This is a genomic window from Streptomyces sp. NPDC048352 (assembly GCF_040651895.1).
GTDB lineage: Bacteria > Actinomycetota > Actinomycetes > Streptomycetales > Streptomycetaceae > Streptomyces.
The window spans coordinates 1-24866 of the sequence record NZ_JBEZKZ010000059.1; the positions used below are offsets into that span (position 1 = coordinate 1).

At 71.6% G+C, this 24866-nt stretch carries 21 protein-coding genes; 17 read left to right on the top strand and 4 right to left on the bottom strand.

The features are described 5' to 3' along the window. Positions 1-295 precede the first annotated feature (295 nt). Positions 296-769 carry a GNAT family N-acetyltransferase gene (locus AB0D45_RS25470; protein WP_362462972.1) on the bottom strand — a complete coding sequence of 158 codons (474 nt, stop codon included), beginning with the start codon at positions 767-769 and terminating at the stop codon, positions 296-298. Positions 770-963: 194 nt separating this feature from the next. Between AB0D45_RS25470 and thrS the strand changes: the two genes are divergently transcribed. Together thrS and AB0D45_RS25480 are read left to right on the top strand one after the other, a co-directional pair. Then, complete coding sequence (gene thrS, locus AB0D45_RS25475) at positions 964-2940, top strand: threonine--tRNA ligase (protein WP_362462975.1); 1977 nt, start codon at positions 964-966, stop codon at positions 2938-2940. A 111-nt stretch (positions 2941-3051) separates the two neighbouring features. Further along, positions 3052-3600 carry an HIT domain-containing protein gene (locus AB0D45_RS25480; protein ID WP_361607825.1) on the top strand — a complete coding sequence of 183 codons (549 nt, stop codon included), beginning with the start codon at positions 3052-3054 and terminating at the stop codon, positions 3598-3600. Positions 3601-3615: 15 nt separating this feature from the next. On the opposite strand, the gene AB0D45_RS25485 is transcribed toward AB0D45_RS25480, so the two are convergent. Together AB0D45_RS25485 and AB0D45_RS25490 are read right to left on the bottom strand one after the other, a co-directional pair. Further along, on the bottom strand, positions 3616-5298 hold the full coding sequence (locus AB0D45_RS25485; protein WP_362462978.1) for a hypothetical protein: 1683 nt from the start codon (positions 5296-5298) through the stop codon (positions 3616-3618). Between the two features lie 233 nt (positions 5299-5531). Further along, positions 5532-7736 (bottom strand): elongation factor G-like protein EF-G2, encoded by a 2205-nt coding sequence (locus AB0D45_RS25490; RefSeq protein ID WP_362462980.1) that lies wholly within the window; start codon positions 7734-7736, stop codon positions 5532-5534. Positions 7737-8001: 265 nt separating this feature from the next. On the opposite strand from AB0D45_RS25490, the gene pgsA reads away from it, so the two are divergent. The 15 genes from pgsA to AB0D45_RS25565 all read left to right on the top strand — a co-directional run bounded on the left by pgsA (position 8002) and on the right by AB0D45_RS25565 (position 23431). Continuing rightward, entirely contained in the window at positions 8002-8667 is a 666-nt protein-coding gene (pgsA, locus tag AB0D45_RS25495) for a phosphatidylinositol phosphate synthase (RefSeq protein WP_361607834.1), read from the top strand. Beyond that, positions 8667-9569 (top strand): phosphatidylinositol mannoside acyltransferase, encoded by a 903-nt coding sequence (locus AB0D45_RS25500; protein ID WP_362462983.1) that lies wholly within the window; start codon positions 8667-8669, stop codon positions 9567-9569. Before pgsA ends, AB0D45_RS25500 begins: the two co-directional genes overlap by 1 nt. Continuing rightward, the gene (locus AB0D45_RS25505; RefSeq protein WP_361607840.1) at positions 9569-10732 is read left to right on the top strand and encodes a glycosyltransferase family 4 protein; all 1164 of its coding nucleotides are present in this window, start codon (positions 9569-9571) and stop codon (positions 10730-10732) included. Before AB0D45_RS25500 ends, AB0D45_RS25505 begins: the two co-directional genes overlap by 1 nt. 28 nt (positions 10733-10760) lie before the next feature. Beyond that, positions 10761-11303 carry a hypothetical protein gene (locus AB0D45_RS25510; RefSeq protein WP_361607843.1) on the top strand — a complete coding sequence of 181 codons (543 nt, stop codon included), beginning with the start codon at positions 10761-10763 and terminating at the stop codon, positions 11301-11303. A gap of 136 nt (positions 11304-11439) precedes the next feature. Next, positions 11440-12357 (top strand): pyridoxal 5'-phosphate synthase lyase subunit PdxS, encoded by a 918-nt coding sequence (pdxS, locus tag AB0D45_RS25515; RefSeq protein WP_361607846.1) that lies wholly within the window; start codon positions 11440-11442, stop codon positions 12355-12357. 8 nt (positions 12358-12365) lie between these two features. Continuing rightward, positions 12366-12956, top strand: a complete 591-nt coding sequence (gene pdxT, locus AB0D45_RS25520; protein WP_362462986.1) for a pyridoxal 5'-phosphate synthase glutaminase subunit PdxT — start codon at positions 12366-12368, stop codon at positions 12954-12956. A 56-nt stretch (positions 12957-13012) separates the two neighbouring features. Next, positions 13013-13765 (top strand): YebC/PmpR family DNA-binding transcriptional regulator, encoded by a 753-nt coding sequence (locus AB0D45_RS25525; protein ID WP_042812451.1) that lies wholly within the window; start codon positions 13013-13015, stop codon positions 13763-13765. 121 nt (positions 13766-13886) lie between these two features. Then, complete coding sequence (gene ruvC, locus AB0D45_RS25530; RefSeq protein ID WP_361610274.1) at positions 13887-14432, top strand: crossover junction endodeoxyribonuclease RuvC; 546 nt, start codon at positions 13887-13889, stop codon at positions 14430-14432. After that, entirely contained in the window at positions 14429-15058 is a 630-nt protein-coding gene (ruvA, locus tag AB0D45_RS25535) for a Holliday junction branch migration protein RuvA (RefSeq protein ID WP_361610276.1), read from the top strand. Before ruvC ends, ruvA begins: the two co-directional genes overlap by 4 nt. A 444-nt stretch (positions 15059-15502) precedes the next feature. Then, positions 15503-16564 (top strand): Holliday junction branch migration DNA helicase RuvB, encoded by a 1062-nt coding sequence (gene ruvB, locus AB0D45_RS25540; protein ID WP_362462990.1) that lies wholly within the window; start codon positions 15503-15505, stop codon positions 16562-16564. Positions 16565-16686: 122 nt separating this feature from the next. After that, the gene (gene yajC / locus AB0D45_RS25545) at positions 16687-17184 is read left to right on the top strand and encodes a preprotein translocase subunit YajC (RefSeq protein WP_362463033.1); all 498 of its coding nucleotides are present in this window, start codon (positions 16687-16689) and stop codon (positions 17182-17184) included. Between the two features lie 151 nt (positions 17185-17335). Beyond that, entirely contained in the window at positions 17336-19129 is a 1794-nt protein-coding gene (secD, locus tag AB0D45_RS25550) for a protein translocase subunit SecD (protein ID WP_362462993.1), read from the top strand. Positions 19130-19132: 3 nt separating this feature from the next. Beyond that, positions 19133-20191, top strand: coding sequence for a protein translocase subunit SecF (gene secF, locus AB0D45_RS25555; protein ID WP_362462994.1), 1059 nt, complete (start codon positions 19133-19135; stop codon positions 20189-20191). Continuing rightward, the gene (locus tag AB0D45_RS25560; RefSeq protein WP_361610282.1) at positions 20188-20742 is read left to right on the top strand and encodes an adenine phosphoribosyltransferase; all 555 of its coding nucleotides are present in this window, start codon (positions 20188-20190) and stop codon (positions 20740-20742) included. The genes secF and AB0D45_RS25560 overlap by 4 nt, the downstream gene beginning before the upstream one ends. A gap of 265 nt (positions 20743-21007) precedes the next feature. Beyond that, complete coding sequence (locus AB0D45_RS25565) at positions 21008-23431, top strand: bifunctional (p)ppGpp synthetase/guanosine-3',5'-bis(diphosphate) 3'-pyrophosphohydrolase (RefSeq protein WP_361599730.1); 2424 nt, start codon at positions 21008-21010, stop codon at positions 23429-23431. Positions 23432-23506: 75 nt separating this feature from the next. Here the strand turns inward: AB0D45_RS25565 and AB0D45_RS25570 are convergent, their stop codons facing one another. After that, positions 23507-24757: a hypothetical protein gene (locus tag AB0D45_RS25570; RefSeq protein ID WP_362462997.1), complete on the bottom strand. Its 1251-nt coding sequence runs from the start codon at positions 24755-24757 to the stop codon at positions 23507-23509. Between the last annotated feature and the right edge of the window lie 109 nt (positions 24758-24866).

Consider the following 24866-nt stretch of genomic DNA (forward strand, 5'->3'; position numbering starts at 1 on the left):
GGCTCGGCCGCCGGTCCGGGGCCGGTGGCCGCCCCGCCGCCGGTGAGCAGCGCGGCGGCGGCGAAGCAGGCGAGTCTGACGGCGGTACGGCGCATGATCTCTCGATCCCCCTGGGGTTCCTGTGCTTCGGGCGCCCCTGTGACGCGCCCGGCCGCCGACCGGTTCCCCGTGGGACCGTCCTCCAGAGCGCGGCCGCCGGCCGTCCTCCGGGTCCCGGCCGCCGGCCGCGCTCCGGTGCCGGCTGCGGTTCCCCGTTTCGGGCGCGGCCGGGGCCTCCGCCCGTCGTAAGTGGTCCCTACCCGGCCCCGGGCAGGGTGAAGGACGCCATCCGCAGGCCCGGGACGGGGGAGAAGTCCGCGCCCCGGGTGAAGCCGTGGCGCCCGTACAGGGTCACGGCCGGAGTGTTGTCCGCGCCGGTGGCGACCTCGACCGGGCGGCCGGGGAAGAGCTCCGTCAGCGCGTGGCGCAGCAGCAGCGAGGCGACGCCCCGGCGGAACCAGGCCGGGTCCACGCAGAGCCGGTCGACGGACACGCCGTCCCGCGTCTCCTCCCAGGCCAGGAAGCCCGCCACCGCGCCGGCGCCGGTGACCGCTCCCAGCCAGCGCAGCGGCCGCGCCCGCATCGCCTCCAGGTCCTCGCCGAGCGCGGGGATGCCGTCGAAGCCGATCAGCTCCGCCTCCACCGCGTAGGCGGCCCGGCCGATCCGGTGCACGGCGGCGGCCGTCGCGTCGTCGGTGAGGTCCAGCGGGCGCGGGCGCGGGCTCGGCACGGGGTGGGGTCCCTTCGGGTCCGGGGCGGGAGGGGCCACGCTACCCGCGGGGCCGGCCGGGCCCGCCGGGATTTCCGGGCCGGGCCGGGGCCGCCCCGGCCCGGGGCGTAACCGTTTAGCGGCGCGGCCGCTCGGCTCGGTACGATTCAGGCGCGCAGCGTTCGCTCGCGTGCCCCCTCAGTCAGGAGAGACCGGTGTCAGACGTCCGTGTGATCATCCAACGCGATTCCGAGCGGGACGAGCGCGTGGTGGCCACGGGCACTACGGCGGCGGAGCTCTTCGCCGGCGAGCGCACCATCGTCGCCGCGCGCATCGCCGGTGAGCTGAAGGACCTCTCGTACGAGGTGAAGGACGGCGAGACCGTCGAGCCGGTGGAGATCTCCTCCGAGGACGGCCTCAACATCCTGCGCCACTCGACCGCGCACGTCATGGCCCAGGCCGTGCAGGAGCTGTTCCCCGAGGCGAAGCTGGGCATCGGCCCGCCGGTCCGCGACGGCTTCTACTACGACTTCGACGTCGCCAAGCCCTTCACTCCCGATGACCTGAAGACCATCGAGAAGAAGATGCAGGAGATCCAGAAGCGCGGGCAGCGGTTCGCCCGCCGCGTGGTCTCCGACGAGGCGGCCCGCGAGGAGCTCGCCGACGAGCCGTACAAGCTCGAACTCATCGGCATCAAGGGTTCGGCCTCCACCGACGACGGCGCGAACGTCGAGGTGGGCGGCGGCGAGCTGACCATCTACGACAACCTCGACGCCAAGACCGGCGAGCTGTGCTGGAAGGACCTCTGCCGCGGTCCCCACCTGCCCACCACCCGCAACATCCCGGCGTTCAAGCTGATGCGCAACGCCGCCGCCTACTGGCGCGGCAGCGAGAAGAACCCGATGCTCCAGCGCATCTACGGCACCGCCTGGCCCTCGAAGGAAGAACTGAAGGCCCACCTCGACTTCCTCGCCGAGGCCGAGAAGCGAGACCACCGCAAGCTCGGCAACGAGCTCGACCTCTTCTCCATCCCCGACGAGATCGGTTCCGGCCTCGCGGTCTTCCACCCGCGCGGCGGCATCATCCGCCGGGTGATGGAGGACTACTCGCGCCGCCGGCACGAGGAGGAGGGCTACGAGTTCGTCTACTCCCCGCACGCCACGAAGGGCGCCCTCTTCGAGAAGAGCGGCCACCTGGACTGGTACGCGGAGGGCATGTACCCCCCCATGCAGCTCGACGGCGGTACCGACTACTACCTCAAGCCGATGAACTGCCCGATGCACAACCTGATCTTCGACGCGCGCGGGCGCTCCTACCGCGAGCTGCCGCTGCGCCTGTTCGAGTTCGGCACCGTGTACCGGTACGAGAAGTCCGGCGTGGTCCACGGCCTGACCCGCGCCCGGGGCTTCACCCAGGACGACGCGCACATCTACTGCACCCGCGAGCAGATGGCCGAGGAGCTCGACCGCACGCTCACCTTCGTGCTGAACCTGCTGCGCGACTACGGCCTGACCGACTTCTACCTGGAGCTGTCCACCAAGGACCCGGAGAAGTTCGTCGGCTCGGACGAGGTCTGGGAGGAGGCCACCGCGGTCCTCCAGCAGGTCGCCGAGAAGCAGGGCCTCCCGCTGACCCCCGACCCGGGCGGCGCGGCCTTCTACGGCCCGAAGATCTCCGTCCAGGCGCGCGACGCCATCGGCCGTACCTGGCAGATGTCGACCGTGCAGCTGGACTTCAACCTGCCGGAGCGCTTCGACCTCGAGTACACCGGCCCGGACGGCTCGCGCCAGCGCCCGGTCATGATCCACCGCGCGCTGTTCGGCTCGATCGAGCGGTTCTTCGCGGTGCTGCTGGAGCACTACGCGGGCGCCATGCCGCCGTGGCTGGCCCCGGTCCAGGCGGTCGGCATCCCGATCGGCGACGGGCACGTGGAGTACCTCCAGGAGTTCGCCGCCGCGGCGAAGAAGCAGGGCCTGCGGGTCGAGGTGGACGCCTCCTCCGACCGGATGCAGAAGAAGATCCGCAACCACCAGAAGCTCAAGGTCCCGTTCATGATCATTGTCGGTGACGAGGACATGGCCGCGGGCACCGTCTCCTTCCGCTACCGCGACGGTTCGCAGGAGAACGGCGTCCCCAAGGACGAGGCGCTGGCCAAGCTGGCCAAGGTCGTCGCGGACCGCGTCCAGGTCTGATCCGGGCCTGACCGGCCCGATGACGGGCCGGGCCACGGGCGGGGCCCCCGGAGAGCGATCACTTTCCGGGGGCCCCGCTCGTTCGCCAGGACGAGGTCATATGCTGCGCCTATGACGATTGAGCCGGAGCAGCAGATCGGTGTGGGCACGCAGGACGCGTTCCAGCGTCTGTGGACCCCCCACCGGATGGCCTACATCCAGGGAGAGAACAAGCCGACCGGCCCGGAAGCCGGCGACGGCTGCCCCTTCTGCGGGATTCCGGAGATGTCCGACCAGGAGGGCCTGGTCGTGGCGCGCGGCAAGCACGTATACGCCGTGCTGAACCTCTACCCGTACAACGGCGGCCACCTGATGGTCGTCCCGTACCGGCACGTCGCCGACTACACGGAGCTCGACGGGCCGGAGACGGCGGAGCTCGCCGACCTCACGAAGCGGGCCATGTTCGCGCTGCGCAAGGCCTCCGGCGCGCACGGCTTCAACATCGGCATGAACCAGGGCAGCGCCGCCGGCGCCGGCATCGCCGCCCACCTGCACCAGCACATCGTGCCCCGCTGGGGCGGGGACACGAACTTCATGCCGGTCGTCGGCCACACCAAGGTGCTGCCCCAACTCCTCGCGGACACCCGCCAGATGCTCGCCGACGCCTGGCCGCACGACTGATCGGGCCGTCCCGCCCTACGCGTCGTAGACGTCCGCCTTGCGCGGGGCCGGCTCCTGGATGAGGCCGTTCATGATCGAGGAACGGTTGGTGAAGGCCGAGGTGTCCACGCCGTTCTCCTCCAGCACCTTGAAGGTCGCCGTGTGCACCGCCCGCAGGACCGGGGCCACCGTGCGCAGGGCGTCGTCCGCCATGAAGCGGTGGCGCCACATGGAGCCGGCCCAGACGTGCCGCAGACCGAAGGGCTCGGGCAGGACGAGCTTGCCGCCGAGGTGGTCCAGGAGCGGCGGGTACCAGGTCAGGGGGGCGCGCACGGCCAGGCGTACCACCTCCGTGGTGTCCACCAGCGGCAGCGGGCGCTCGACGGTCTCCCAGAAGCGGATGGACTTCGGGACCTCGATCACCGGGGTCTTGGACTTGGTGGTGAACAGGCCGTGCACCGGGCCGAGGGCGTGCGCGGTGACGTCCACGCGCAGGGTCTTGTAGAGGACGGTGACGGTGACCAGCATCGTGATGACGAGCTGGCCGTCCCACAGCGGGTACTGGATGCCGAGGTAGTGCCGGTTGCCGGCGCTGAACTGCTGCTCGTTGCAGATCCGGGTGATCTCGTGCGGCTTGACCAGGAAGGAGTCGACGTCCTCTCCGCTCGGCCGGGCCACTTCGGCGGCGCCCTCGCCGACGGGGGTGACGATCCAGTGCTGGATCGAGGCGGGCGGGAACCCGCCGGTGTGCAGGGGGCCGCGCTCCAGCTTGCGCAGCTGCGTGTCGATCGCGCGTATGACGTCCCAGCTGCGGAACGGGTGGATCTCGTGCCCCTCCTTCCTCGGGGTCAGCTCCTCGGCCATCTGCCAGCTGCCCCAGCGGGTGCCCATGCCGAGGATGCCCTTGGGACCCGCGTAGAAGACGGAGTTGCTGCGGTCCTCCGCGGTCAGCTTCGCCAGCTGGCGGCGCAGGTCCTCGCGGGCCTTCTCGTCGGGGTTGCCGGGGACCGCCTCCGGGATCTTGGCGGCGACGGGGGCCCCGCCCCCGAGCAGGCCGTCCCAGCGGGAGCGCAGGTCGGCGGCGGTGTTCTCGCAGATCCGGCGGGCCAGGTACCAGCCGAGGACGGGGGCGACGAGCGTGCCGAGCAGGTAGACCTCCAGCAGACCGGTGCCGGGCTCGCGCTTGACCACCCGGTAGACCAGCACCGCGGCCATGAGGAACACGGCGACCAGCAGCGCGGTGCCGATCCAGGTGCTCTTCTTGCCCCCGCCCTTGGAGAGGGACTTGCGCAACTGGAAGAGGCCGAGCCACAGCAGCATCCCGGGCAGGAACAACACCCCGCTGACCAGCGTGATCAGGCGCAGCTTGCGGTCGCGTTCCTTGCGGATGCGGGAGGCGGCCAGGCAGTGCTCCACGACGGTCTGCGGGTCGGCGCCGAAGGACTGGATGAGCGGTTTGCGGCCGGGGGCGAGGGTGCGGGCCTCGACGGCGCGGCAGAAGGCCTCGCCCAGGTTGGGTTCGAGGAGGGAGATCTTGGGCGCCTTGACGGAGGCGGGGTGGTTCTCGCTGTTCGCCCCGAGGATGGAGGACAGCGCGGTGTCCTTGCCGCCGTCGCGGTACGCGGCCGAGGCGAGCGCGTTGGTCGCCGCGGTCTGGCCGCCGCCGCCCTGGAGAGGAATCTGTGCTCCGGGCCTGAAGTCGAAACCGTCGTCCGCCACCGCTGCCCCCATCGCCGTGCCACTGTGCTCTTCGCCCGTGGTGCTGTCGTGCTCGTGCTCGTGCTCGTCGTGCTTGTCGTGCTGTGCCGTGCGCGTCGTGCATGTCGCGCTGTGTCGTGGTCCGTTGTGCTGTGCGTCGCGGCGAAAAGCCTATCGGCGTACCCGCCCCCACGGTCATGGGACAGGGAAATACCGCCCACCGCAAGCGCGTCGGGTGGGCGGCAGCCGGACCACTATGTCGACTGGCTTCCCTTCTCCGCCTGTTCGCGTACCTTGTCCGCGAGGTGGGCCGGCATGGCCTCGTGCCGGGCGTACGCGCGCCGGAACCGGCCCGTACCGTGCGAGACGGACCGCAGGTCCACGGCGTACCGGCCGATCTCGATCTCGGGGACCTCGGCGCGCACCCGGGACCGGCCGGGGCCGGCCTGCTCGGTGCCGACCACGCGGCCGCGGCGGCCCGCGAGGTCGCTCATGACCGGGCCGACGTACTCGTCGGGCACCTCCACGTCGAGTTCGGCGACGGGTTCCAGCAGGTGGATCGGGGTGTCGGCGGCCGCCTCGCGCAGAGCCAGGGCGCCCGCCGTCTGGAAGGCGGCGTCCGAGGAGTCCACGGAGTGCGCCTTGCCGTCGCGCAGGGTGATGCGTACGTCGACCAGCGGGTAGCCGGCCGCGATGCCGCGGGCGGCCTGGGCCCGTACGCCCTTCTCCACGGACGGGATGAACTGGCGGGGCACGGCGCCGCCGACGACCTTGTCGACGAACTCGATGCCGCTGCCGGGCGGGAGCGGCTCCACCTCGATCTCGCAGATGGCGTACTGGCCGTGGCCGCCGGACTGTTTGACGTGCCGGCCGCGCCCGGCGGCCTTGGCGCCGAAGGTCTCGCGCAGGCTGACCTTGTGGGGCACCGGGTCGACCTGGACTCCGTAGCGGGTCCGCAGCCGCTCCAGGGCGAGGTCCTGATGGGCCTCGCCCAGGCACCACAGGACGAGCTGGTGGGTGTGCGGGTTCTGCTCCAGCCGCATGGTGGGGTCCTCGGCGACCAGGCGGGCCAGGCCCTGGGAGAGCTTGTCCTCGTCGGCCTTGCTGTGGGCCTCGATGGCGAGGGGGAGCAGCGGATCGGGCATCGGCCAGGGCTCCATGAGGAGCGGGGCGTCCTCGGCGGAGAGGGTGTCGCCGGTCTCCGCGCGGGTGAGTTTGGCCACGCAGGCGAGGTCTCCGGCGATGCAGGCGGCCAGGGTGCGCTGCTGTTTGCCGAAGGGGGAGGTGAGGGCGCCGATCCGTTCGTCGAGGTCGTGGTCCTCGTGCCCCCGGTCGGTCAGCCCGTGGCCCGAGACGTGGACGGTCTCCTCGGGGCGCAGGGTGCCGGAGAAGACGCGGACCAGGGAGACGCGTCCGACGTAGGGGTCGGAGGAGGTCTTGACGACCTCGGCGAGGAGCGGCCCGGTGGGGTCGCAGGTGACGTCGGGGCGGGGGGAGCCGTCCGGGGCGGTGACGGTCAGGGGGGCGCGTTCGGCGGGGGAGGGGAAGCCGCCGGTGACGAGTTCGAGCAGTTCCACGGTGCCCAGGCCCTGGCGGGCGCCGTCGGCGGCGGGGGCGGCCATCAGCACGGGGTGGAAGGTGCCGCGGGCGACGGCCCGCTCCAGGTCGTCGATCAGGGTCTTGACGTCGATGTCCTCGCCGCCGAGGTAGCGGTCCATGAGGCTCTCGTCCTCGCTCTCGGCGATGATCCCCTCGATCAGGCGGGAGCGGGCGGCCTCGATGAGGTCGAGCTCGGTGGGGTCCGGGTCGCGTTCGGTGCGCTCGCCGGAGGTGTAGTCGTACACGCGCCGGGAGAGCAGGCCGAGCAGGCCGGTGACGGGGGAGTGGCCGTCCGGCCCGGCCGGTCCGTGCAGCGGCAGGTAGAGCGGGACGACGGCGTCCGGGTCGTCGGCGCCGAAGATCTCGCCGCAGACATCGGCCATCTGGGAGTAGTCGGCGCGGGCTGCCTCCAAATGGGTGACGACGATGGCGCGCGGCATGCCGACGGCCTGGCATTCGTCCCAGACCATCCGGGTGGCTCCGTCGATCCCGTCGGAGGCGGAGACGACGAAGAGCGCCGCGTCCGCGGCGCGCAGGCCGGCCCGCAGTTCCCCGACGAAGTCGGCGTATCCGGGGGTGTCGAGCACATTGATCTTGATTCCGGCCCACTCGACGGGGACCAGGGAAAGCTGGACGGAGCGCTGGCGGCGGTGCTCGATCTCGTCGTAGTCCGAGACCGTGCCCCCGTCCTCGACCCGTCCGGCCCGGTTGACGGCCCCTGCCGTCAGGGCCAGGGCTTCGACCAGCGTGGTCTTGCCGGCGCCGCTGTGGCCGACCAGCACGACGTTCCGTACGGACTCGGGGCGGTCGGCCGTCAGTGCCCTGCCGGCGGCTCCGGCTTGGTGTGATGTGGCTCCCATGGTGCTCGTGCCTCCCGGTGTCGCGGTGAGGAGGGTGATCGGGGTCCTTCGAGCTTTGCACCGCCGTCACACTGCGTCCATACGTGGTACCGGCCACGGCCGGGTGAGCCGACGGCGGGTGACGGACGGGCGACGGGCGTCCGCCGCGGGCAGGGAGCGGGGGCGAACCGGTGGGTGCGCGGCGTGGCGGGTGCGGGGCGCTGGCTACGATGGGCCAGCCGGTGGCCGTGGTGGCCGTTCGGCCCAGCGACCCTCTGGGAAGGCCATGCTGAACAAGTACGCGCGTGCGTTCTTCACGCGTGTTCTCACGCCGTTCGCCGCATTTCTCCTGCGCCGGGGGGTGAGCCCGGACGCCGTGACCCTCATCGGCACCGCCGGAGTGGTGGCCGGCGCGCTGGTCTTCTTCCCCCGGGGCGAGTTCTTCTGGGGCACGATCACCATCACCCTCTTCGTCTTCTCCGACCTGGTGGACGGCAACATGGCCCGCCAGGCCGGCACCTCCAGCCGGTGGGGCGCGTTCCTCGACTCCACCCTCGACCGGGTGGCCGACGCGGCGATCTTCGGCGGGCTGGCGCTCTGGTACGCGGGCCTGGGCGACGACAACGTGCTGTGCGCGGTCGCGATCTTCTGCCTGTCCAGCGGCCAGGTGGTCTCGTACACCAAGGCCCGCGGCGAGGCGATCGGGCTGCCGGTCGCCGTCAACGGGCTCGTCGAGCGCGCCGAGCGACTGGTGATCTCGCTGGTCGCGGCAGGCCTGTCCGGGCTGCAGACCTTCGGGGCCCCCTCGTGGATCGGGGTGCTGCTGCCCGTCGCGCTGTGGATCGTGGCGGCGGGCTCGCTCGTCACGCTGATCCAGCGGGTGGTCACCGTACGCCGCGAGGCGGCCGAGGCCGACGCGGCGTCCACCGGGGCCGAAGGCGGCGCGCTCTGATGGGCAGGGCACAGGACAGGCTCGTCGACGGGCTGTACGGGCTCGGCTGGGCGGGCGTGAAGAAGCTGCCCGAGCCGGCGGCGGTGGCCCTCGGGCGCAAGATCGCGGACGTCGCGTGGAAGCGGCGCGGCAAGAGCGTGCTGCGGCTGGAGTCCAATCTGGCCCGCGTGGTGCCGGACGCGACTCCCGAGCGGCTGCGCGAGCTGTCGCACGCGGGCATGCGGTCGTACATGCGCTACTGGATGGAGTCCTTCCGGCTCCCGGCCATGGACGCGCGACGGTTCGGCGAGGACGTCCAGCTCGAGGACGACCACATCCTGCGCGAGGCGATCGCCTCCGGGCGCGGGGTCGTCGCCGCCCTGCCGCACCTGGCCAACTGGGACCTCGCGGGGGCCTGGGTCACCGGCCACCTGGGCGTACCCTTCACCACCGTCGCCGAGCGGCTGAAGCCCGAATCGCTCTACGACCGCTTCGTGGCCTACCGCGAGAGCCTGGGCATGGAGGTCCTGCCGCACACCGGCGGCTCCTCGTTCGGCACCCTGGCGCGCCGGCTGCGCTCCGGCGGGCTCGTCTGCCTGGTCGCCGACCGGGACCTGTCGGCCTCCGGGGTCGAGGTGGACTTCTTCGGCTCCCGGGCCAGGATGCCCGCCGGGCCCGCGCTGCTGGCGCAGCAGACCGGGGCCGTCCTGCTGCCGGTGACCCTGTACTACGGGGAGACCCCGAAGCTGTACGGCCGGTTCCACCCCGCGGTGGAGGTGCCGCAGCAGGGCACGCGGACCGAGAAGACCGCCGCGATGACCCAGGCGGTGGCGGACGCCTTCGCGTCGGGGATCGCCGAGCACCCCGAGGACTGGCACATGTTGCAGCGGTTGTGGCTCGACGACCTGGAGGAGCGCCCGTAGTGAAGATCGGCATCGTGTGCCCGTACTCGTGGGACGTCCCCGGAGGCGTCCAGTTCCACATCCGTGACCTGGCGGAACACCTGCTCCGCCAGGGCCACGAGGTGTCGGTGCTGGCCCCGGCGGACGACGAGACCCCGCTGCCCCCCTACGTGGTCTCGGCGGGACGGGCGGTGCCGGTGCCCTACAACGGGTCGGTCGCCCGGCTGAACTTCGGCTTCCTCTCCGCCGCCCGCGTACGCCGCTGGCTGCACGAGGGCGTCTTCGACGTGATCCACATCCACGAACCCGCCTCGCCCTCCCTCGGCCTGCTGTCCTGCTGGGCGGCCCAGGGCCCGATCGTGGCGACGTTCCACACCTCCAACCCCCGCTCGCGCGCGATGATCGCCGCGTACCCGATCCTCCAGCCGGCGCTGGAGAAGATCAGCGCCCGGATCGCGGTCAGCGAGTACGCCCGGCGCACGCTGGTGGAGCACCTGGGCGGGGACGCGGTGGTCATCCCCAACGGCGTCGACGTCGACTTCTTCGCCCGGGCCGACCCCAAGGCGGAGTGGGGCGGGCAGACCCTCGGCTTCATCGGCCGCATCGACGAACCCCGCAAGGGCCTGCCGGTGCTCATGGCGGCCTTCCCGGCCATCGTGGAGGCCTGCCCGGACGTACGCCTGCTGGTGGCCGGCCGCGGCGACGAGGAGGAGGCCGTGGCCTCCCTGCCCGCGGAACTGCGCTCGCGCGTGGAGTTCCTCGGCATGGTCTCCGACGAGGACAAGGCCCGCCTGCTGCGCAGCGTGGACGTCTACGTGGCCCCCAACACCGGGGGTGAGAGCTTCGGCATCATCCTGGTCGAGGCCCTGTCGGCGGGCGCCGCCGTCCTGGCCTCGGACCTCGACGCCTTCGCCCAGGTCCTGGACCAGGGCGCGGCGGGCGAGCTGTTCGCCAACGAGGACGCCGCCTCCCTGGCGACGGCGGCGATCGCCCTGCTGCGCGACCCGGCCCGCCGCGCGGAACTGAGCGCCCGCGGCTCGGCCCACGTCCGCCGCTTCGACTGGTCGACGGTCGGCGCGGACATCCTGGCGGTCTACGAGACGGTCACGGCCGGCGCGGCCGCGGTGGCCACGGACGAACGCGTCCCCCTCCGCACCCGCCTCGGCTTCACGCGGGACACGTAGGGGCCCGTAGCGGGTAGTGTCGCCGCCCGTGATCGAAAACCTTGTCTGGATCGCGGTGGTGCTCGCCGTCGTCGGGGTCTACCTCAGCTGGACCGCCGGGCGGCTGGACCGGTTGCACACGCGGATGGACGCCGCCCGGGCCGCGCTCGACGCGCAGCTCGTGCGGCGGGCGTCCGTGGTGCTGGAGGTGGCCACCTCCGGGGCGCTCGACCCCGCCTCCTCGCTCGTGCTGTACGAGGCCGCCCACGCCGCCCGGCAGGCCGAGGAGGAGCACCGCGAGGTCGCCGAGAGCGAGCTCAGCCAGGCGCTGCGGGCGGTGTTCGCCGACGTGGACCAGGTGGAGGTGCTGAAGGCCGCCCCGGGCGGCGAGGAGGCCGCCGAGGAGCTGGCCGCCGCGGTGCGCCGGGTGCCCATGGCGCGCCGGTTCCTCAACGACGCCGTACGGGCCGCCCGCGCGCTGCGCCGCCACCGCAAGGTCCGATGGTTCAGACTGGCGGGACACGCGCCGTTCCCCCTGGCCTTCGAGATGGACGACGAGCCTCCGGCGGACCTCGCGGACCGCCCCGCCTGAGGTTCCTAGGGCCGCGGGGGACAAATGAAAGAGCCACCGGCTCCACATTGGCCCTTGTAGTGGACTGGTCGGTGGGGTTTTCTCAGCGAGTAGCACCCGTCTTTCCTTTCGAGTTCCTTTCGAGTGAGGTCAACCCGTGAGCACGCTTCCCACCTCTTCCCAGTCCACTGAGTCGGCCATCGGCACCTCCCGCGTCAAGCGCGGCATGGCCGAGCAGCTCAAGGGCGGCGTGATCATGGACGTGGTCAACGCCGAGCAGGCCAAGATCGCCGAGGACGCCGGCGCCGTGGCCGTCATGGCCCTGGAGCGGGTCCCCGCCGACATCCGCAAGGACGGCGGCGTCGCCCGCATGTCCGACCCGAACATGATCGAAGAGATCATCGGCGCCGTCTCCATCCCGGTCATGGCCAAGTCCCGCATCGGCCACTTCGTCGAGGCGCAGGTCCTGCAGTCCCTCGGCGTCGACTACATCGACGAGTCCGAGGTCCTGACCCCGGCCGACGAGGTCAACCACTCCGACAAGTGGGCCTTCACCACCCCCTTCGTCTGTGGCGCCACCAACCTGGGCGAGGCCCTGCGCCGCATCGCCGAGGGCGCGGCCATGATCCGCTCCAAGGGTGAGGCCGGCACCGGCAACGTCGTCGAGGCCGTCCGCCACCTGCGCCAGATCAAGAACGAGATCGCCAAGCTGCGCGGCTTCGACAACAACGAGCTGTACGCCGCCGCCAAGGAGCTGCGCGCCCCGTACGAGCTCGTCAAGGAGGTCGCCGAGCTCGGCAAGCTCCCCGTCGTGCTGTTCTCCGCCGGTGGCGTCGCCACCCCGGCCGACGCCGCGCTGATGCGCCAGCTCGGCGCCGAGGGCGTCTTCGTCGGCTCCGGCATCTTCAAGTCGGGCGACCCGGCCAAGCGCGCCGCCGCCATCGTGAAGGCCACCACCTTCTACGACGACCCGAAGATCATCGCGGACGCGTCCCGCAACCTGGGCGAGGCCATGGTCGGCATCAACTGCGACACCCTCCCCGAGGCCGAGCGCTACGCCAACCGCGGCTGGTAGTCACTGCCATGACCAACCCCGTGATTGGTGTCCTGGCCCTCCAGGGCGACGTACGGGAGCACCTGATCGCCCTGGCCGCGGCGGACGCCGTGGCCAGGCCGGTCCGGCGTCCCGAGGAGCTCGCCGAGGTCGACGCCCTGGTGATCCCCGGCGGCGAGTCCACGACCATGTCCAAGCTCGCCGTGCTGTTCGGCATGCTGGAGCCGCTGCGCGAGCGCGTGCGCGCCGGCATGCCCGTCTACGGCACCTGCGCCGGCATGATCATGCTCGCCGACAAGCTGCTGGACGGCCGTGACGACCAGGAGACGCTCGGCGGCATCGACATGATCGTCCGCCGCAACGCCTTCGGCCGCCAGAACGAGTCCTTCGAGGCGAGGATCGACTTCGCCGGCATAGCGGGCGGACCCGTCGAGGGCGTCTTCATCCGCGCCCCCTGGGTCGAGTCGGTCGGCGCCTCCGCCGAAGTCCTCGCCACGTACGACGGCCACACCGTCGCCGTGCGCCAGGGCAACGTCCTCGCGACCTCCTTCCACCCCGAACTCACGGGCGACGACCGCGTCCACGCGTACTTCGTCGACATGGTGCGCGCGGGGCTGTGACGAGGCTTCGGTAGGATCGCGGTGAACACTGTTGGTTACGCGAAGGAGACAGGCGGATGTCCGGCCACTCTAAATGGGCTACGACGAAGCACAAGAAGGCCGTGATCGATGCCAAGCGCGGCAAGCTCTTCGCGAAGCTGATCAAGAACATCGAGGTCGCAGCCCGCATGGGCGGTGCCGACATCGACGGCAACCCGACGCTCTTCGACGCCGTTCAGAAGGCCAAGAAGCAGTCGGTCCCGAACAAGAACATCGACTCCGCGGTCAAGCGCGGCGGCGGCCTCGAGGCCGGCGGCGCCGACTACGAGACGATCATGTACGAGGGCTACGGTCCCAACGGTGTCGCGGTGCTCATCGAGTGCCTCACCGACAACCGCAACCGCGCCGCCTCCGACGTCCGCGTCGCCATGACCCGCAACGGCGGTTCCATGGCCGACCCGGGCTCGGTGTCGTACCTGTTCAACCGCAAGGGCGTCATCCTCCTGCCCAAGGCGGAGCTGTCCGAGGACGACGTGCTCGGTGCCGTCCTCGACGCCGGTGCCGAAGAGGTCAACGACAACGGCGACACCTGGGAGATCATCAGCGAGGCCACCGACCTGGTCGCGGTCCGCACCGCGCTCCAGGAAGCCGGCATCGACTACGACTCGGCCGACTCCAGCTTCGTCCCGACCATGCAGGTCGAACTCGACGAGGAGGGCGCGCGCAAGATCTTCAAGCTGATCGACGCGCTGGAGGACAGCGACGACGTGCAGAACGTCTTCGCCAACTTCGACGTCTCGGACGAGGTCATGGAGAAGGTCGACGCCTGACCGGCGCCGCTCTCCCCGCTCTGCCTCCGGCGGCGGGCCGACAGGACACACCCTGTCGGCCCGCCGCTTTGTCAGTGGGGCCGGATAGCCTGCACGGACAGGTGTCGACGTAGGGGGCGGAGTGCGCGTACTGGGTGTGGACCCGGGGCTGACGCGGTGCGGCGTCGGCGTGGTCGAGGGAGTCGCCGGGCGGCCCCTGACCATGGTCGGCGTCGGGGTGGTGCGGACGCCGGCCGATGCCGAGCTGGGGCACCGGCTGGTCGCGATCGAGGCCGGCATCGAGGAGTGGCTCGACGCGCACCGGCCGGAGTTCGTCGCCGTGGAGCGGGTTTTCAGCCAGCACAACGTTCGTACCGTCATGGGCACCGCCCAGGCCAGTGCCGTCGCCATGCTGTGCGCCGCGCGCCGCGGCATACCGGTCGCCCTGCACACCCCCAGTGAGGTCAAGGCCGCCGTCACCGGGAGCGGCCGGGCCGACAAGGCGCAGGTCGGGGCCATGGTGACCCGGCTGCTGCGGCTCGCCGAACCGCCCAAGCCCGCGGACGCCGCCGACGCGCTCGCCCTCGCCATCTGCCACATCTGGCGGGCCCCCGCCCAGAACCGCCTCCAGCAGGCGGTCGCCCGGCACGCCACCGCCCCGCACGTCCTGAAAGGCCGTACCCGATGATCGCCTTCGTCAGCGGCCCCGTCGCCGCGCTCGCCCCCACCCTGGCCGTGATCGAGGTCGGGGGCGTGGGCATGGCCGTGCAGTGCACGCCGAACACCATCGCCGGACTGCGGGTCGGCGAGCAGGCGCGGCTGGCCACCTCCCTGGTCGTACGGGAGGACTCGCTGACCCTGTACGGCTTCGCGGACGACGACGAGCGCCACGTCTTCGAGCTGCTGCAGACCGCGAGCGGGGTCGGGCCGCGGGTGGCCCAGGCGATGCTCGGGGTGCACAGCCCCGACGCGCTGCGGGTCGCCTTCGCCACGGGGGACGCGAAGGCGCTGACGGCGGTGCCGGGGATCGGGCCGAAGGGTGCGCAGAAGCTGCTGCTGGAGCTGAAGGACAAGCTGGGCGCGCCCGGCGGCCCGGTGGTCGGCGCGCAGCGCGCGCCCGCCGCGTCGGGGCCCGCCCCCTGGACCGAGCAGCTCACGGCCGCGCTGATCGGGCTGGGGTACGCGTCCCGGGACGCGGACGAGGCCGTCTCCGCGGTGACGCCGCAGGCGGAGGCGGCCATCGCCGCCGGCGGCTCCGCGCCGGTGCCGCAGCTGCTGCGGGCCGCGCTGCAGTCCCTCAACCGCGCCCGCTGACGGACGGCCGCACCGCTGCGCGGAGCCGCCATCCGGGACGGACCCGGCCAGGTCGGGGAGCAACACCGCACGACGGGCCTCCGCACAGGGGGACCCCGTCGGCGCGGCGGGACCCAGCACCGGGCGCGGGGCTCCGCACTGGGCGCGGTACCGGGACCCGGCACGGGACCCCGTCGGCGCGGCGGAACCCCCGAACCCGGCACGGGGCCGGGGCTGGGACGGGACCCCGCACCGTGCGCCGGTCCTCTCTCCGGGCGCGGTACCGGGACCCGGCACGGGACCCCCGCCCGCGCAGCGGGACCCGGGACCCGCCGCGGGACCCCGCACCGCGCGCCGGTTCCCGCACCGGGCACGGGACCCCCGCCCGCGCGGCGGGATCCCGACCCCGGCCGGGCCGGGGACCGGATCGACCACCGCAACGACGTAGAAGGCAGACTGAGCACCGTGAACTGGGATGACGAGAGCGACGACCGGATCGTGGCCGCGGCTGCCGACGGGGAGGACACCGCCGTCGAGGCGGCGCTGCGGCCCAAGGACCTCGGCGAGTTCGTCGGCCAGGAGAAGGTCCGCCAGCAGCTGGACCTCGTGCTGAAGGCCGCCCGCCAGCGCGGTGCCACCGCCGACCACGTGCTGCTGTCCGGCGCCCCCGGCCTCGGCAAGACCACCCTCTCCGTGATCATCGCAGCGGAGATGGGCGCGCCCATCCGGATCACCTCCGGACCCGCCATCCAGCACGCCGGCGACCTCGCCGCGATCCTGTCCTCCCTCCAGGAGGGCGAGGTCCTCTTCCTCGACGAGATCCACCGCATGTCCCGGCCCGCCGAGGAGATGCTGTACATGGCCATGGAGGACTTCCGCGTCGACGTGATCGTCGGCAAGGGGCCGGGAGCCACCGCCATCCCGCTGGAGCTGCCGCCCTTCACCCTCGTCGGCGCCACCACCCGCGCCGGCCTGCTGCCCCCGCCCCTGCGGGACCGCTTCGGCTTCACCGGGCACATGGAGTTCTACGCCCCCGAGGAACTGGAGCGCGTCGTCCACCGCTCCGCCCGCCTCCTCGACGTCGAGATCGACACCGCCGGCGCCGCCGAGATCGCCGGCCGCTCCCGCGGCACCCCCCGCATCGCCAACCGGCTCCTGCGCCGCGTACGCGACTACGCGCAGGTGCGGGCCGACGGGGTGATCACCCGTGAGGTGGCCGCCACCGCCCTCCAGGTGTACGAGGTGGACGCGCGCGGGCTGGACCGGCTGGACCGGGCCGTGCTGGAGGCCCTGCTCAAGCTGTTCGGCGGCGGGCCCGTCGGGCTGTCGACCCTGGCCGTCGCCGTGGGCGAGGAGCGGGAGACCGTCGAGGAGGTGGCCGAGCCCTTCCTGGTACGGGAGGGCCTGCTCGCCCGTACCCCCCGCGGGCGGGTCGCGACCCCCGCCGCATGGGCCCACCTGGGCCTCGTCCCGCCCCAGCAGGGCGGCAGCGGATCAAGCGGACAACAGGGCCTCTTCGGGGGCTGACGGCGCGGAGGTTAGACCGGTCAGGAACTGCGGTGCCATGCTGGGCGTTGTTCCATCGGTGCGGACTCGCCTAGACTCCGCCGATGCCGACCCTTCGGGCCGGCGTGCCCACCCCCGTAGAAATGGCCGCTCCCCGGCGCGGCCGTGCGAAGGATCCTCGTCCCGTGAACAACATCAGCTTCTTGCTCCCGTTCATCGTGCTCATCGGGGCGATGTTCCTGATGACCCGGTCCGCCAAGAAGAAGCAGGCCCAGGCCGCTCAGATGCGCGACCAGATGACGACCGGCACCGGCGTCCGCACCATCGGCGGCATGTACGCCACGGTGAAGGAGATCGGCGAGGACACCGTCACCCTCGAGGTGGCTCCGGGTGTCCACGCGGTTTACGCGAAGAACGCCATCGGCGCCGTCCTGGAGGACTCCGAGTACAACCGGATCGTCCACGGCTTCTCCGAGACCCCCGAGGACACCCCGGTCGTCCCGGACGACGCCTCCTCGCTCACCGGTGGCGACGCCCCGAAGACGGACGAGGCCCCCAAGCTCGACCTGGGCAAGAAGGACGAGCCCAAGGACGACGAGCCGAAGGACGGCAAGACCGACGGCGAGCCCGGCACCAAGTAGCGTCAGCTCGGGGGCCGCGGTGGTGTCCGACCGGCATCCGCCACGGTTCCCGCAGTGAACTTCTGCGGGGGGCAGGGGTCCCCACCACACATTTCGTGGCCGTCCGCGCGCTGACCCGGCGCGGGACGGTTGGACAGGGAGAAACGACAAGGTGGCAGCACCGAAGAAGGGCCGGCGGCCCACGGGGGCTCAGGGGAGGCCGGGGCGCGCCCTGGCCTTCATCCTGATCGCGATGGTGGCGCTCACCGCGGGGATGTTCCTCACGAAGCAGACGACGCCCCGGCTGGGCATCGACCTCGCCGGCGGTACGAGCATCACGCTCAAGGCCAAGAGCGAGCCCGGCAAGCCGGACGCCGTCAACGAGACCAACATGAACACGGCGGTCGGCATCATCGAGCGCCGCGTCAACGGTCTCGGCGTCTCGGAGGCCGAGGTCCAGACCCAGGGCCGCGACCACATCATCGTGAACATCCCCAAGGGGACGAACGAGCAGCAGGCGCGCGAGCAGGTCGGCACCACCGCCCAGCTGTACTTCCGCCCCGTGCTGGCCTTCGCCGACGGCGCCCCCGCCGCTCCCGAGCCGAAGCCGAGCACGTCGCCGAGCCCCTCCGCGAGCGGTTCCGGCGCCCCCAAGGCCGAGGGCTCCAAGCCCTCCGCGTCGGCCACCCCGTCGTCCAGCGCCACTTCCCAGGGCCGTGTGCTCAGCGAGGCCCTCAAGGCCCCGGGCACCCCCACTCCCTCGCCCTCGGCGAGCGAGTCGAAGAAGGCAGACGACAGCAAGGCCACGCCCTCCGCCCCGGCCCCCGTTCCGACCCCGTCGACGGACCCGGCCGTAGCGGACCTCCAGGCGAAGTTCGCGGCTCTGGACTGCACCAAGGAGGACCAGCGGGCCGCCGCGGGCAAGGGCGCCAAGCCCGAGGACCCGATGATCGCCTGTGGCCGCCGCGGCGACGCCTGGGGCAAGTGGGTCCTCGGTCCGGCGCAGGTCAACGGCCAGGACGTCAAGGACGCTCAGGGCGTCATCGACCAGCAGCGCGGTCAGTGGATCGTCACCATGCAGTTCACCGACAAGGGCGCCGACAAGTTCGCCAAGATCACCGGTGAGCTGGCCACCAAGCAGTCCCCGCAGAACCAGTTCGCGATCGTGCTCGACGGCGAGGTCATCTCCGACCCGTCCGTCGGCCAGGCGCTGACCGGCGGCAACGCCGAGATCTCCGGCGGCTTCACCCAGCAGTCCGCGCAGGACCTGGGCAACATGCTCTCGTACGGCGCCCTGCCGCTGTCCTTCCAGGAGGACAGCGTCACCACCGTCACCGCCGCCCTCGGCGGCGAGCAGCTGAAGGCCGGCCTCATCGCCGGCGCCATCGGCCTCGCCCTCGTGGTGATCTACCTGCTCGTGTACTACCGCGGTCTGGCCTTCATCGCCATCGTCAGCCTGATGGTGTCCGCGATCCTCACGTACACGATCATGGCGCTGCTGGGCAAGGGCATCGGCTTCGCCCTGAACCTGCCGGCCGTCTGCGGCGCTATCGTCGCGATCGGCATCACGGCCGACTCGTTCATCGTGTACTTCGAGCGCATCCGGGACGAGATCCGCGAGGGCCGCACCCTGCGTCCGGCCGTCGAGCGCGCCTGGCCGCGGGCCCGGCGCACCATCCTGGTCTCCGACTTCGTGTCGTTCCTCGCCGCCGCGGTGCTCTTCATCGTCACCGTGGGCAAGGTCCAGGGCTTCGCCTTCACGCTGGGTCTGACCACCCTGCTCGACGTGGTCGTGGTGTTCCTCTTCACCAAGCCCGTCATGACCCTGCTGGCCCGTACGACGTTCTTCTCGAGCGGGCACCCGTGGTCCGGGCTCGACCCCAAGCGGCTCGGCGTCAAGCCGCCGCTGCGCCGGTCCCGCCGCGGCGCGTCCGTCCCCGCCCCCGTCGACGCAAAGGAGGCGTGAGAGATGTCGAAGCTGGGAGATCTCGGCGCCAGGCTGTACCGCGGTGAGGTCGGCTACGACTTCGTCGGCAAGCGCTTTCTCTGGTACGGCGTTTCCATCCTGATCACCATCACGGCGATCGTGGCCCTGGCCGTCCAAGGCCTCAACATGGGCATCGAGTTCAAGGGCGGCGCCGTCTTCACCACCCCGAAGACGTCGGTCTCCGTCGCCAAGGCGACCGAGGACGCGGAGAAGGCCTCCGGGCACGACGCGATCGTCCAGGAGCTCGGCACCGGCGGCCTGCGCATCCAGATCTCCGGTCTGGACACCGACTCCGCGGCCTCCGTGAAGAAGCAGCTCGGCGCCGACCTCAAGGTCGACGCGGCCCAGATCAACGCGGACCTGGTCGGCCCCAGCTGGGGCGAGCAGATCGCGAACAAGGCCTGGACCGGCCTCGGCGTCTTCATGGTCCTCGTGGTGATCTACCTCGCCATCGCCTTCGAGTGGCGGATGGCGGTCGCCGCGCTGATCGCGCTGATCCACGACCTCACCATCACCGTCGGCGTGTACGCCCTGGTCGGCTTCGAGGTCACCCCGGGCACCGTGATCGGTCTGCTCACCATCCTCGGTTACTCCCTCTACGACACCGTCGTCGTCTTCGACGGTCTCAAGGAGGGCTCGAAGGACATCACGAAGCAGACCCGCTACACCTTCAGCGAGATCGCCAACCGCAGCATCAACGGCACGCTGGTCCGCTCGATCAACACGACGGTCGTCGCGCTGCTCCCGGTCGCGGGCCTGCTGTTCATCGGCGGCGGCTTCCTGGGCGCCGGCATGCTCAACGACATCTCGCTGTCGCTGTTCGTCGGCCTCGCGGCCGGCGCGTACTCCTCGATCTTCATCGCCACCCCGCTGGTCGTGGACCTGAAGGAGCGGGAGCCGGCGATGAAGGCGCTGACCAAGCGGGTGCTCGCCAAGCGCGCGGCCGCGGCCGCCAAGGGCGAGGGCGCCGACCCGGACGCCGAGGCGGACGAGACCCCGCAGGTCGTGGCCCAGGGCGGCCAGGGGAGGCGGCGCCGGTGACCACGGCCTCTTCCGCCGAGCTCCGCGAGCTGCTGCTCAGCCGGATCACCGACGTCCCGGACTATCCGAAGGCGGGGGTGGTGTTCAAGGACATCACCCCGCTGCTCGCCGACCCGAAGGCCTTCGCCGCGCTGACCGAGGCCCTGGTCGAGCTGGCCGTCCGGTACGGCGCCACGAAGATCGTCGGCCTGGAGGCGCGGGGGTTCATCCTCGCGGCCCCGGTCGCGGTCCAGGCGGGCCTCGGCTTCGTCCCCGTGCGCAAGGCCGGCAAGCTGCCGGGCGCCACGCTCGCGCAGGCGTACGAGCTGGAGTACGGCACCGCCGAGATCGAGGTCCACGCGGAGGACCTGTCGGCCGGTGACCGGGTCATGGTCATCGACGACGTCCTGGCCACCGGCGGCACCGCCGAGGCCTCGCTGGAGCTGATCCGGCGGGCCGGCGCCGAGGTCGCCGGGGTGGCGGTCCTGATGGAGCTGTCGTTCCTCCCGGGGCGGGCCAAGCTGGCCGCCGCGCTGGCGGGGGCCCCGCTGGATTCGCTGATCGTCGTCTGACCTGCTCTGCCGGAGCGGCGGGTTCCCGGGATGCCGGGGACCCGCCGCTTTCGTGTGGGTGCGGCGCCGCTTCCGCGGGCTCCGCCCCCGCCCCGCGGGGCGGCCGGCGCTGGAGGCGGGCCGGAGCCGGCCCGGGCGCGCGTCCCGGGGAGCGGCCGCGGCGAACGGGGCGGCGGAACCCTCGCTACCATGGTTTATCCGGACCTGACCGGGGCCCCGGATCCTCCCCCGGACTCCCTCCGGGGGGACCCCCAGAGGAGCGCTCTTGCCAGACGAGGTCCAGCCACTCTCCGCCGCACAGCCCGACCCGCAGGCCGAGCAGGCCGCGGCGGCCGCAGCCACGCCCCCGCCCGCCCCGCCGGTCAAGCCCGCGCCGGCCAGGCCGGCCGGGTCCTCCAACCGGGTGCGCGCCAGGCTGGCGCGTCTCGGCGTGCAGCGTTCCAACCCGTACAACCCGGTACTGGAACCCCTGCTCCGCATAGTCCGCAGCAACGACCCGAAGATCGAAACGGCGACGCTGCGCCAGATCGAGCAGGCCTACCAGGTCGCCGAACGCTGGCACCGCGGCCAGAAGCGCAAGAGCGGCGACCCGTACATCACCCACCCGCTCGCGGTGACCACCATCCTCGCCGAGCTGGGGATGGACCCGGCCACCCTGATGGCGGGCCTGCTGCACGACACCGTCGAGGACACCGAGTACGGCCTGGACCAGCTCCGCCGCGACTTCGGCGACGCCGTCGCCCTCCTCGTCGACGGCGTCACCAAGCTCGACCGGGTCAAGTTCGGCGAGGCCGCCCAGGCCGAGACCGTCCGCAAGATGGTCGTCGCCATGGCCAAGGACCCCCGGGTCCTCGTCATCAAGCTCGCCGACCGCCTGCACAACATGCGCACCATGCGCTACCTCAAGCGGGAGAAGCAGGAGAAGAAGGCCCGCGAGACCCTCGAGATCTACGCGCCGCTGGCCCACCGCCTCGGCATGAACACGATCAAGTGGGAGCTCGAGGACCTCGCCTTCGCGATCCTCTACCCCAAGATGTACGACGAGATCGTGCGGCTGGTCGCCGAGCGGGCGCCCAAGCGCGACGAGTACCTCGCCGTCGTCACGGACGAGGTGATGGTCGACCTGCGCGCGGCCCGCATCAAGGCCACCGTCACCGGCAGACCCAAGCACTACTACAGCGTCTACCAGAAGATGATCGTCCGCGGCCGTGACTTCGCGGAGATCTACGACCTGGTCGGCATCCGCGTCCTCGTGGACACCGTCCGGGACTGCTACGCCGCCCTCGGCACGGTGCACGCGCGCTGGAACCCGGTCCCCGGCCGGTTCAAGGACTACATCGCGATGCCCAAGTTCAACATGTACCAGTCGCTCCACACGACGGTCATCGGACCCAGCGGCAAGCCGGTCGAACTCCAGATCCGCACCTTCGACATGCACCGCCGCGCCGAGTACGGCATCGCCGCGCACTGGAAGTACAAGCAGCAGACCGTCGCCGGCGCCTCCAAGGTGCGCACCGACGTCCCGCAGGCCGCCAAGGGCAGCGCCGGCCAGGACACGGTCAACGACATGGCCTGGCTGCGCCAGCTGCTCGACTGGCAGAAGGAGACCGAGGACCCGGGCGAGTTCCTCGACTCGCTGCGCTTCGACCTCTCCCGCAACGAGGTCTTCGTCTTCACGCCGAAGGGCGACGTCATCGCGCTGCCCGCAGGCGCCACCCCCGTCGACTTCGCGTACGCCGTCCACACCGAGGTCGGCCACCGCACCATAGGGGCGCGGGTCAACGGCCGCCTCGTCCCGCTGGAGTCCACGCTCGACAACGGGGACCTGGTGGAGGTCTTCACCTCCAAGGCCGAGGGCGCGGGCCCCTCCCGCGACTGGCTGGGGTTCGTGAAGTCCCCGCGGGCGCGCAACAAGATCCGCGCCTGGTTCTCCAAGGAGCGCCGCGACGAGGCCATCGAGCACGGCAAGGACGCCATCGCGCGGGCCATGCGCAAGCAGAACCTGCCGATCCAGCGGATCCTGACGGGCGACTCCCTCGTCACGCTGGCGCACGAGATGCGCTACCCGGACATCTCCTCCCTGTACGCGGCGATCGGCGAGGGCCACGTGGCCGCGCAGGGCGTCGTACAGAAGCTGGTGCAGGCCCTCGGCGGCGAGGAGGCCGCCAACGAGGACATCGAGGAGAGCATCCCGCCGTCGCGCGCCCGTACCAAGCGGCGCGGCAACGCCGACCCCGGTGTGGTCGTCAAGGGCGTGGACGACGTGTGGGTGAAGCTGGCCCGCTGCTGCACCCCGGTGCCCGGCGACCCGATCATCGGCTTCGTCACCCGCGGCAGTGGCGTATCGGTTCACCGCGCCGACTGCGTCAACGTCGACTCCCTCTCCCAGCAGCCCGAGCGGATGCTGGAGGTGGAGTGGGCGCCGACCCAGTCCTCCGTCTTCCTGGTCGCCATCCAGGTGGAGGCGCTGGACCGGTCGCGTCTGCTGTCGGACGTCACCCGGGTCCTCTCGGACCAGCACGTGAACATCCTCTCTGCGGCCGTGCAGACCTCCCGCGACCGGGTGGCGACCTCCCGGTTCACCTTCGAGATGGGCGACCCCAAGCACCTGGGCCACGTCCTGAAGGCCGTACGGGGCGTCGAGGGCGTCTACGACGTCTACCGCGTCACCTCGGCCCGCCGGCCGTAGCGCACCGCACCGCGCACGACAGTGGGCGCCACCCCCGAGGGGTGGCGCCCACTGTCGTGCGACGTGCCGGGCCGGTCAGGGGCAGCCCCACCAGACGAAGTTGAGGTTGCCCCCGAAGAGCGCGGAGACGGCGGTGGCCGAACCGATGATCCACATCACGGTGCTCCTGCGGGCCCGCGCGAGGGCCAGCGCGAAGGGGAACAGCAGCGGGAACGCCGGCATGATGAAGCGCATCTTCGAGAAGTAGAAGCCCGCGCCGCCCAGCGCCATCAGCATGATCATGGCCGCGAAGATCCACACGACCATCGGGGGCCGGCGCCGACGCGTCATCAGCACGAACAGCACCACCGCCGTGACCACCGTCAGCGAGACCACCACGTGGTTGAGGGTGGTGTGGACCTCGGTGAAGGTCTTCTTCAGCTCGTTGACCGTGTCGAAGCCGCCGTCATAGACGGAACCCCACCGCCGCTGGAGCTCGAAGTAGCCGTCCCAGCGGCCGAAGTGCCAGCCCACGTAGCCGACGTACCCGAACCAGCCCAGCGGCGCGATCAGCGAGGCCGCCACGATCCGGCCCACGGCCGGCCGCTGCGCACGCCGCTTGCGGCGCCACTGCACGTACTCCCACACGCCCGCCAGCACCACGGCCGCGACGATGGCCGAGCCGGAGGGCCGGGTGGCGCCCGCGAAGAGGGCCAGCACACCGGCCGTCAGCCAGGACTTCGTCATCACCGCGTACATCGCCCACACCGAGAGGGCGAGGAACAGCGGCTCGGTGTACGCCATCGACTGGACCAGCGCCGCCGGAACGATCGCGAACAGGGCGCAGGTGAAGAGCGCCACCCGGCGTCCGTAGATCTTGTCGGTGACGGCGAAGATGCCCCACGCGGCGATCACCGAGGCGAACAGCGCCAGCCCCATCGCCACCCAGTTCATGGGCAGGTGCGTGACGTACGAGGTGTACCGCACCAGCATGGGATAGACGGGGAAGAACGCCATCTGGCAGCTCGGACCCGCGAAGGCGCAGGGCGAGGGGGTCGCCAGCGGAGTCGTCAGACCGTTCTCGGCGATGTGCAGGTAGTAGACGGCGTCCCAGCGCCCGCCCAGGATCTCCAGCGGCTGTACGCCCTTGCGCTCCGCCCAGACCGCCATGACGGCGAGCCCGGTGGCGCGCAGGGCCAGGTGGATCAGCAGCGCCTTCCGGGCCCGCTCGAGGTTGGCGAGTACGCGCCGTCCGAGGCCCCGGGGACCCGACTCCTTCTTGCTGGTGATCGGCCGGGCAACAAGAAGTGAGTCGGGGACATCGGCGCGTATCTGGGTATGCGTCACATTCGATCCTGGTCGTCGCCCGGCAGAGGGCCGCCGAGGCGGCACCGTACAACGTTACACAGGTGTCAGGTGCGACCAGCGCGCACCCTGTGTCGAAGCCAGGTGACGA

Excerpts from the sequence above, each read along its gene's own strand:
- AB0D45_RS25480 (WP_361607825.1), top strand. The coding sequence starts at position 3,052 with ATGACGATTGAGCCGGAGCAGCAGATCGGTGTGGGCACGCAGGACGCG.
- AB0D45_RS25490 (WP_362462980.1), bottom strand. The coding sequence starts at position 7,736 with ATGGGAGCCACATCACACCAAGCCGGAGCCGCCGGCAGGGCACTGACG.
- pgsA (WP_361607834.1), top strand. The coding sequence starts at position 8,002 with ATGCTGAACAAGTACGCGCGTGCGTTCTTCACGCGTGTTCTCACGCCG.
- AB0D45_RS25500 (WP_362462983.1), top strand. The coding sequence starts at position 8,667 with ATGGGCAGGGCACAGGACAGGCTCGTCGACGGGCTGTACGGGCTCGGC.
- pdxT (WP_362462986.1), top strand. The coding sequence starts at position 12,366 with ATGACCAACCCCGTGATTGGTGTCCTGGCCCTCCAGGGCGACGTACGG.
- AB0D45_RS25525 (WP_042812451.1), top strand. The coding sequence starts at position 13,013 with ATGTCCGGCCACTCTAAATGGGCTACGACGAAGCACAAGAAGGCCGTG.
- ruvA (WP_361610276.1), top strand. The coding sequence starts at position 14,429 with ATGATCGCCTTCGTCAGCGGCCCCGTCGCCGCGCTCGCCCCCACCCTG.
- yajC (WP_362463033.1), top strand. The coding sequence starts at position 16,687 with ATGGCCGCTCCCCGGCGCGGCCGTGCGAAGGATCCTCGTCCCGTGAAC.
- secF (WP_362462994.1), top strand. The coding sequence starts at position 19,133 with ATGTCGAAGCTGGGAGATCTCGGCGCCAGGCTGTACCGCGGTGAGGTC.